7 protein-coding genes are annotated in these 9936 nt (G+C 64.9%); all 7 read right to left on the bottom strand.

The window, feature by feature from the left end:
* Positions 1-61: 61 nt before the first annotated feature.
* Positions 62-1492 carry a mannose-1-phosphate guanylyltransferase/mannose-6-phosphate isomerase gene (locus AC1Q7F_RS13960; protein ID WP_492507782.1) on the bottom strand — a complete coding sequence of 477 codons (1431 nt, stop codon included), beginning with the start codon at positions 1490-1492 and terminating at the stop codon, positions 62-64.
* Positions 1493-1588: 96 nt separating this feature from the next.
* Positions 1589-3106: a tetratricopeptide repeat protein gene (locus AC1Q7F_RS13965; RefSeq protein WP_492507784.1), complete on the bottom strand. Its 1518-nt coding sequence runs from the start codon at positions 3104-3106 to the stop codon at positions 1589-1591.
* 224 nt (positions 3107-3330) lie between these two features.
* The gene (locus AC1Q7F_RS13970; protein ID WP_492507786.1) at positions 3331-3522 is read right to left on the bottom strand and encodes a hypothetical protein; all 192 of its coding nucleotides are present in this window, start codon (positions 3520-3522) and stop codon (positions 3331-3333) included.
* Between the two features lie 98 nt (positions 3523-3620).
* Positions 3621-3944, bottom strand: a complete 324-nt coding sequence (locus tag AC1Q7F_RS13975; RefSeq protein WP_492507788.1) for a hypothetical protein — start codon at positions 3942-3944, stop codon at positions 3621-3623.
* Positions 3945-3966: 22 nt separating this feature from the next.
* A complete protein-coding gene (locus AC1Q7F_RS13980; protein WP_492507790.1) occupies positions 3967-5565 on the bottom strand; it encodes a sigma-54-dependent transcriptional regulator in 1599 nt (532 codons plus the stop codon).
* A 439-nt stretch (positions 5566-6004) separates the two neighbouring features.
* A complete protein-coding gene (locus AC1Q7F_RS13985; protein WP_492507792.1) occupies positions 6005-6454 on the bottom strand; it encodes a hypothetical protein in 450 nt (149 codons plus the stop codon).
* A gap of 172 nt (positions 6455-6626) precedes the next feature.
* A partial coding sequence (locus AC1Q7F_RS13990; protein ID WP_492507794.1) for a beta strand repeat-containing protein occupies positions 6627-9936 on the bottom strand: 3310 nt, incomplete at its 5' end.

Below are 9936 nucleotides of genomic sequence, written 5' to 3' on the forward strand. Positions count from 1 at the left end.
GGTGGGCCGCCATGGTTGCCGCACTGCGATAAGGGGTCAACAGGGAAAGCGGGAAATGAACTCACGCCCGCCCGTAATGATCCTCGATGCGCTGGATGTCGTCGGGGCTGACCTCACCGGTCTGCACTTCCACCAGGCAGAGGTCGGTCTCGCCCTCATTCTCCAGCCGGTGGGGCACGCCGGCGGGGATGAACACGCTCTCGTTCAGGCGGACGATGCGCTTCTCGTCCCCCACTGTTACCTTGGCCTCGCCCTGGACGACGATCCAATGCTCGGCCCGGTATTCATGCTTTTGCAGGGAGATCTTGTGGCCGGGGCGGATGGTCAGGCGCAAAACCTCAAATCCCGGTCCCTTATGGACCAGATGGGAATATCCCCAGGGCCGGTAGGTGCGGCGATGGTCCAGCCGCTCTGTCCGCCCCTCCGCCTTCAGCCGGTCGACAACGGCCTTCACATCCTGCACGCGGGCGCGATCAGCCACCAGCACGGCATCGTCGGTGGTGATGACCACCAGATCCTTGACGCCGACCAGTGCCGTCAGCCCGACCTCGCCGCGCACCAGATTGTTCTGCGCATCGATCAGGATGGCGTCGCCCAGCACGGCATTGCCGCCCGCATCCTTGCCGGCGATATCCCACAAGGCACTCCAGGCGCCGACATCGGTCCAGCCGATGTCGCAGGGCACGATGGCGGCACTGTCGGTCTTTTCCATGACGGCGAAGTCGATGGAGATGTTGGGGGCCTTGGCGAAGGCTTCGGGGTCCAGGCGCAGGAAATCCAGGTCCACTTTCGCCGCCGCGATGGCCGCATCCGCCGCGGCCAGGGCATCGGGCGCATGACGCTCCAACTCCGCCACGAACTGGTCGGCGCGGAACAGGAACATGCCGCTGTTCCACAGGTGTCGGCCGCCTGCGACATAGGCCTTTGCGACCTCCAGCTTCGGCTTCTCCGCGAACTGCTTCACGGCAAAGGCACCCTCGGCCCCGTCGATCGGCTCTCCGGTCTCGATATAGCCATAGCCGGTTTCCGGGCTGGTCGGCTGGATGCCGAAGGTCACCAGCTTGCCGGATGCCGCCGCCACCGCGCCCTGTGCCACGGCGGCGCGGAAGGCATCGGCTGCCAGGATGACATGGTCAGCCGGCAGCAGCAGGACCAGGGCGGCCGGGTCGCGCCGCGCCGCAAGCCGCGCGGCCACGGCTGCCGCCGGGGCGGTGTTGCGCCCGAACGGCTCCAGTACCAGTTCGGTGGGGCGGATCCCCACTTCCTGCAACTGCTCGGCGATGGCGAAACGGTGTTCCTGGTTGCAGATGACGATCGGGTCGGCGAAGCCGAAATCTCCACCGACACGTCGCGCCGTTTCCTGGATCATGGTGTGGTCGCCGCAGAGCTTCAGAAGCTGCTTGGGAAACCGCTCCCGCGACACGGGCCAGAGACGGGAACCGGACCCGCCGGACAGCAGCACAGGGATGATGACGGATGCATTCTGGGTCATGCGTACACGCGGGGGCTCTGAAGACAAAAGGGGCCGGAGCGCACTCAATCGCACGCCCCGGCCGGTGGGAGAAGCATTAATCGGGCCGTTGACGGGTCAGGATCTGCGGGCGATGGCCAGTACGCCCTCTACGGGCTTGCCACCCTCATAACGCAGGACCAGCGGCGCCAGTTCCACCAGCGTCAGCCCGGCCTTCAGCAAGCTTTCCTGCACATAGGCCGGGTCATGGGCATAGCGCCCGCCCTCATGCAGTACATAAGCCGCACCGGCAGACACCGTCTCCGCCGAGGCGATCAGCAGGCCGCCCGGCCGCAGGCTGTTGCCGGCCGACCTGAACAGCGCCTCCAGTTCTCCAAAATAACACAGCACGTCGCCGGCAGTGATGATGTCGAAGCTTTGCGGTCGGGCGATCAGGTAGGCGCCCAGTTCCGCCTGGTCGAGCGAGGAATAGAGTCCACGGCGCAGTGCCTGCTGCAACATGGATAGCGACAGGTCCACGCCTGTCAGGCTTTTGGCAAAGGCGGCCAGATGCGGGCCTGCCAGCCCCGTGCCACAGCCGGCATCAAGGATATCCTTGTCCCTCTTGCCCTCTCCGACATAGCGCAGAAGCGCGGCGCCGATGGCCTCGGGTACGGCATAGCCCAGCGATCCGATCATTTCATCGAAGCGCTTGGCAGAGGCATCGAAGGTTTGCGCCAGATAGGCATCGGTCGCCCGCGCCGGTGCCGGGGCCTGGCCCAGGGACGCCAGCGTGTGCTGAAGCTGCGCTGTGTCGCCGACGATACCGCGCCAGCTATCCAGCAGGCCTTTCAGCGTTGCCTCGTCGCCCGTGCGCCGCAGGTTGGCGGCCACCGCTCCCAACTCCACCTGCGCTATGGTGCTGTCCGGGTCCAGCCGCAGTGCCTTCAGCGCGGCATCGGCCGCCATATCCAGCCGCCCGACCCCACGCCAGGCCAGCGAAATATTGATATGCAGGGCCGAGCTTTCCGGATCCATGGCCAATGCCTGACCGAAGCAGGCGATGGCCTCGTCATAGCGACCGGCCTCCGCCAGCGTCAGGCCCAGGTTGGAATGGGTAATGGTGAGGTGAGGACGCAGGCGCAGGGCCAGCTGGAACTGCTCCACCGCCTCGTCCTGGCGGCCCAGGCGGCGCAGAGTCAGGCCCAGATTGCTGGCCGCCTCCGCATAGTCGGGCCTGGCCTTCAGGGCGTTGCCATAATGCTCCGCCGCGATCTCCAGTTGGCCGGCATCGAAGAACAGGGTACCCAGATTGTAATAGGCTTCCGCAAACATCGGTTCGCGTTCCAGGGCATCCAGGTAATGACCGGCCGCGTCATGGGCGCGGCCCTGGGCCTGGGCCACGGCTCCCTGGTTGAAATGGAAGATGGGGTTTTCCGGCTCTAGCGCGGCGGCGGCGGCATAGGCCTGGGCGGCGCCGTCATAATCCTGTAGCGTTTCCAGCGCCACACCCAGGTCGGCGCGAAGGGCGGCGTCGCCCGGATCGTCCAAGATCGCCTCGCGCAGCAGGGGCACCGCTTCGGCATGGTTGCCGGCGTCCATCGCCAAGCGGCCCATATCGGCCGGACCGCCCACGCCAATGGAAATATCGCTCATGCCATTCTTCCTTGCTGCCGCGCCGCTGCCGGGCGCCTTTTGTGGCGCCCAAGATAACGGCTTGGAATCGCCAAGGATAGGGGGTGCTGCGGCCGGCTGCTCATAAAGCATAGGGGTGCTGCCCCATGGTCCCGTCCGGTACCCGGGGACGATCGGGACAAGGAAAGGCCCGGTCGATGGCTGCCGACCGGGCCTGCAAGTACGGAGATATCAAGATGGCGGAATCAGACTTGGATATCGACGATCTGGCCGCGTCCGCCGGTAGCGGCTGGTTGCGTCGCATTGCCACCCGCCAGCAGATCTGTCACCTGCTGCGACTGGTCGGAGGCGGCGCGCACCTGCTCGGTCTGAATCTGACTGCGCGTACCCAGCAGATTGATGGCCGAGGCATAGCCGGCGGATGAGCTGATTTCCATGGTCCCAATTTCCAGTCTGGTTTCAGCAAAAGCACTATAAGCGCATCGGCGGCTGATTCCAACCAGTCAGCTACACCTTCGGTATAGGTGCCAGGCGATCAGCCCAGCGTGCTCATGATGGAAAAGCACAGCGCATCGCCCTGGGCATGGATGGTTTTCAGCGCGTCTTTGGGCAACGGAATCTTCTTGTCCCGGCAATAGGCCACCATCAGCCGGGCCAACTGATAGCTCTCCACCTCCAGTTCGGCGCGGGTCCCGCCACCGGTCGCTTCGGTCTGGATGCGGATGGAGGGGGGCGGGCCTTCGACCACCTGGATGCGGGTGATGCGGCGTGCGGGATCGAAACCGTCCAGGGGCACGGACTGGAAGACGAGCTTCAACTCGTCATTGGAGAAGATGATGTGCCGGATTTCGGTGATCATCGATGGTCTTTCCGTTACAGGCTCAGCCCGCGCGCTTCTTCTGGCGACGACGATAGATGGTGCAGGGATTTATTTCCAGCAAAGCCGCCGCGCGGGTGATGTTGCCATGGCATAGGCGGATCGCCTCATCGATCGTCTCCTCCTCTACCTGCCAGAGCGGACGGATGCGACGCTCATCATCCTGCCACGCATCGGCCGATGGCGGCGGTGGGGGCGGGGCGGGGGAGGGCGACGACCGTCCAATGCCGGCAACGGGCACCCCCGGAATGCCCAAGCCTCCAAACGGGCCCGAGGGTGGGGCGGCCAGTGCCGGAAAACTCTGCCCGATCTGGCTGGCGAGCGGTCCGGCCACGGCCGCCCAGCGCGGGTCCTGCAATATTGGCGGGACAATCATGGTGGGCTTGTTCAGGGGCGGGGGCAGCATGAAGGGCCGGATCTCGTCCCCGTCATTCAGTACAACCACATTGCGCACGACGTTCAACAACTGGCGTACGTTGCCCGGCCAGGCGTAGGTGTTCAAGATGTTCTCCGCCTCGCGGTCGAAGCCCTTGAAGGACTTCCGCTCCTCGCGGCCATACTTGTCCAGGAAGTGCCGTGCGATCAGCAGGATATCGTCGCCGCGCTCGCGCAGCGGCGGCAGTTCGATGGAGATCACTTGCAAGCGGTAGAACAGATCCTCGCGGAAGCGGCCGGCCTGCACCTCGGCATAGGGATCGCGGTTGGTGGCGCAGACGATGCGCACATCCACCGGCTCCAGTTTCTCGCTTCCCACCTTCTTGACCATGCCGGTCTGCAAAAACCGCAGCAGTTTGGCCTGCAAGGACAGGTCCATCTCCCCGATTTCGTCCAGGAACAATGTACCGCCATCGGCCTGCAGCGCGGCACCGGCATGGTCGGTACTGGCCCCGGTGAAGGCACCCTTCACATGGCCAAAAATCTCCGACTCCATCAGGTCCTTGGGAATGGCGGCGCAATTGATGGCGATGAAGGGACCTTGGGCGCGCGGGCTGCGGCGATGGATGGCCTCGGCACAGACTTCCTTGCCGGTGCCGCTTTCGCCGGTGATGAACACTGTGGCCTTGGACGGGGCCGCCGCCTCAATCAGACGATAGGCCGCCTTCATGGGCGGGGAGGCGCCGATGAAGCCGTAGAAGGAATATTCGGTGACCTCCGGTTCCGCGCCCGTCGATGGCATGCGGGTTCCGCGCGGCTTTGCCGCCTTGGCAGAACCCGCTTCCTTGGTCGCCACCGGCTGGGCCAGTACCGTCGACACCGCGCCGCGCAGCCGGTCCGTGCCCACCGGCAACAACAGCACATCGGCAGCCCCGGCCCGCATCGCATCCACCGCCACCTGCACCGACCCCTGCGCGGTCAGCGCGATGGCGCGCGGCACAAGGCCTGTCTGTGTCAGTTCACGCAGCAGATCAATGCCCGGCCCACCCCCCAGTTGCAGGTTGATCAGCAGGAGATCGGTGCCGTTCCGCTCAACCAACGCCTTGCGTGCGGCCGCGGCGCCATCGACCACTGACAAGTCATGGCCATCCCGCTTCAACGCCGTCACATAGGCATGCGACAGGGAGGGGGCGGGCTCGACGATTAAAATGCGGGCGGCTTGGCTCATGCAAAGATGATTGCATGTGGCGTTGCGTTCAGCAAGAGCCATGGCCTCAATCGATAGAAATTTGCAAAAGGCAATGCCACGCGATATAGGCTTCCGTTCATCCGTAGTGTTTCCAATATTGCAGGCCTGAGAAACAGCGGATTTGGGCGCGGACGCTGAAATCCTATCCCAATGGCCTGTATTTTGCTTGGGTCATACTAGATTTGGGGCGGCACCGAGGCCGTCCCACACAGGATTGGTCACCCGGAAGCCGTTGCAGCGGGTGACGACACTGACGTCGCGGGGTGGAAACATCCGCCGGACCGTTTCCACCCCGCCGTCGCACCGGCTGCCCCGCCGCCGGGCCCTCTTTTCGGTTCAGGGCGAAGTTGCGGAACCTTGACGGCACGGCGACCCGCCCCGGTCGCCGTGCCGCACTTTCCAGGCCGACACCGGCGGGTCAGTCCTCATCCTCTGTGCCGCGCTCCCCATAGGGGAAAGCAGACTCGTCGCTGGCGTCGGCGCCGAAGCGCCAGACCTTCGGCTCATCCAGCACAAGCTCCCCATGGGCCAGTTGATCCATGATGGTGATGGCGATGTCCGCCTGCAACCGTGCCGCCCACGACGCCATGGCCCCAACACCGTCGCGCAGATAGGCTGGGGAATAAAGCGCATGGGCAACCCCCTCGGCATTGCGCACCAGAAATCCCGTCACCAGGCGCGCGCACTCTGCCGGCTCCAGCACCGGTTCGATGCCGCCGGCCGCGGCCGCCAGCACGGGATAGAGCAGGTGTGATCGCTCATCCAGCGACGGATCGCGGGACAGATTGTCGGCAACGCGCGAGAGATAGGCCGCCTTTGCGGCTGGCAGCTCACGTAGCGCCATTTCCAGAATCTGGCGGTGATGCATGCTTCTCTGGCCCTTTAGGAAGTGGACCGTTCCATCCTGACCAGTCAGGCCGCTGGGCGCAATGTGACCGATCGTATGGGATCGGCCAATGCTGGAAGGGAAAAGGTGTTGGAAAAGAAAAGGGCCGGGCCCGTCCCGAAGGACTGGCCCGGCCCGATTGTTACGGCGGTGTTCAGGTGAACAGTGCGTTGATCTGCGCCGTGCTCATCACTGCCGTTTGCGTGGAGGTGAAGCCAAGTACCTGGGCATCCGACAGGGCCGAGATATCGGTCGATTCCAACCCGGTAATCTGTGTTGTGGTGAGGGAGGAAATCTGTGTCGTGCTCAGCCCGACGATATTGGTGGTCGTCAAGGCACCGATTTGAGTCGTGCTCATGGAGGTCAGCTGGCTGGTCGTCAGCGCGGCGATGAAGGTAGAAGTCAACACCGGCACCTGCGAGGTGGAGACCAGCCCCGCCACGGCCGTTGTGCTGAAGTTCGCGACCTGCGTGGTCGTCAGCGCCGCCAGCTGCGTGCTGTTCAGTACGGCCACCTGCGTCGAGACCATGGCCGCGAGGTCAGTGGTTTCGAGTGCGCGGATCACCGTGGTGGACAGGTAGGCCACCTGGGTCGTGCTGATCTGCACCAGCTGCGTGGTGGTCAACGCACCGACCTGTGCCGTGGTCAGTGAGTTCAGCTGGGTGCTGTTCAGGGCCGCCACGTTGGTGGTGCTGATCGCCTGGATCTGGGTGGTGGTCAGGGAAGCAACCAAAGTACTGGTCAGCGAACCGATTTGGGTCGTGGTGAAGACCGCCAGGTCGGTGGTCTCGACACCACGGACCTGGGTGGTGGTCATCGACGCGATCTGCGAGCTGGTCAGCACACCCACCTGGGTGGTGCTGAGGCCGGCGATTTGCGTCGTGGTCAGGACGCGGAACTGGGTGGTGGTCAAGGCCGCCAGATCGGTGGTCTCGATGGCACCGAACTGGGAACTGGTCAGGGCCACGATCTGTGCGGTGGTCAGTGCTGCGACCTGCGTGGTGCTGAAGGCTGCCAGATCGGTGGTCTCGATGGCCTGGATCTGGGCGGTGGTCAGCGCCACGATCTGGGTGCTGGTCAGCGCGCCGGCCTGGGTACTGCTGAGGGCGGAAATCTGGGTGCTGTTCAGGCCACGGATCTGGGTGGTGCCGATCTGGGCCAACTGCGTCGTGGAGACCTGGGCCAGCTGCGTGGTCGACAGTGCCCCGACCTGGGCCGTGGTCAGTGAGTTCAGCTGCGTGCTGCTCAGCACGGCCACATCGGTGGTGCTGATCGCCTGGATCTGGGTGGTGGTCAGCGACGCGATCTGCGAACTGGTCAGCGCACCGAACTGCGTCGTGGTGAAGACCGCCAGATCGGTACTCTCGATGCCGCGGACCTGGGTGGTGGTCAACGACGCGATCTGCGAGCTGGTCAGCACACCCACCTGGGTGGTGCTGAGGCCGGCGATCTGCGTCGTGGTCAGGACGCGGAACTGGGTAGTGGTCAAGGCCGCCAGATCGGTGGTCTCGATGGCGCTGAACTGCGAGCTGGTCAGGGCCACGATCTGGGCGGTGGTCAGTGCTGCGACCTGCGTGGTGCTGAAGGCCGCCAGATCGGTGGTCTCGATGGCCTGAACCTGAGCGGTGGTCAGCGCCACGATCTGGGTGGTGGTCAGCGCACCGGCCTGGGTGCTGCTGAGGGCGGAAATCTGGGTGCTGTTCAGGCCACGGATCTGGGTAGTGCCGATCTGGGCCAACTGCGTCGTGGAGACCTGGGCCAGCTGCGTGGTCGACAGTGCCCCGACCTGGGCCGTGGTCAGCGAATTCAGCTGCGTGCTGCTCAGCACGGCCACATCAGTGGTGCTGATCGCCTGGATCTGGGTGGTGGTCAGCGACGCGATCTGCGAACTGGTCAGCGCGCCGAACTGCGTCGTGCTGAAGACCGCCAGATCGGTACTCTCGATGCCGCGGACCTGGGTGGTGGTCATCGACGCGATCTGCGAGCTGGTCAGCACACCCACCTGGGTGGTGCTGAGGCCAACAATCTGCGTCGTGGTCAGGACGCGGAACTGGGTGGTGGTCAAGGCCGCCAGATCGGTGGTCTCGATGGCACCGAACTGGGAACTGGTCAGGGCCACGATCTGGGCGGTGGTCAGCGCTGCGACCTGCGTGGTGCTGAAGGCTGCCAGATCGGTGGTCTCGATGGCCTGGATCTGGGCGGTGGTCAGCGCCACGATCTGGGTGCTGGTCAGCGCGCCGGCCTGGGTGCTGCTGAGGGCGGAAATCTGGGTGCTGTTCAGGCCACGGATCTGGGTGGTGCCAACCTGGGCCAGCTGCGTGGTGGAGACCTGGGCCAGCTGCGTGGTCGACAGCGCCCCGACCTGGGCGGTGGTCAGCGAGTTCAGCTGCGTGCTGCTCAGCGCGGCCACATCGGTGGTGCTGATCGCCTGGATCTGGGTGGTGGTCAGCGACCCGATCTGCGAACTGGTCAGCGCACCGAACTGCGTCGTGGTGAAGACCGCCAGATCGGTACTCTCGATGCCGCGGACCTGGGTGGTGGTCATCGCCGCGATCTGCGAGCTGGTCAGCACACCCACCTGGGTGGTGCTGAGGCCGGCGATCTGCGTCGTGGTCAGGACGCGGAACTGGGTGGTGGTCAAGGCCGCCAGATCGGTGGTTTCGATGGCGCTGAACTGCGAGCTGGTCAGGGCCACGATCTGGGCGGTGGTCAGCGCTGCGACCTGCGTGGTGCTGAAGGCTGCCAGATCGGTGGTCTCGATGGCCTGGATCTGGGCGGTGGTCAGCGCCACGATCTGGGTGCTGGTGAGCGCGCCGGCCTGGGTGCTGCTGAGGGCGGAAATCTGGGTGCTGTTCAGGCCACGGATCTGGGTGGTGCCGATCTGGGCAAGCTGCGTCGTGGAGACCTGGGCCAGCTGCGTGGTCGACAGCGCCCCGACCTGGGCCGTGGTCAGCGAGTTCAGCTGCGTGCTGCTCAGCGCGGCCACATCGGTGGTGCTGATCGCCTGGATCTGGGTCGTGGTCAGCGACCCGATCTGCGAACTGGTCAGCGCACCGAACTGCGTCGTGGTGAAGACCGCCAGATCGGTACTCTCGATGCCGCGGACCTGGGTGGTGGTCATCGCCGCGATCTGCGAGCTGGTCAGCACACCCACCTGGGTGGTGCTGAGGCCGGCGATCTGCGTCGTGGTCAGGACGCGGAACTGGGTGGTGGTCAAGGCCGCCAGATCGGTGGTTTCGATGGCGCTGAACTGCGAGCTGGTCAGGGCCACGATCTGTGCGGTGGTCAGCGCTGCGACCTGCGTGGTGCTGAAGGCTGCCAGATCGGTGGTCTCGATGGCCTGGATCTGGGCGGTGGTCAGCGCCACGATCTGGGTGCTGGTCAGCGCGCCGGCCTGGGTGCTGCTGAGGGCGGAAATCTGGGTGCTGTTCAGGCCACGGATCTGGGTGGTGCCAACCTGGGCC

Source organism: Niveispirillum sp. GW835-FHT14G11, from assembly GCF_058793615.1.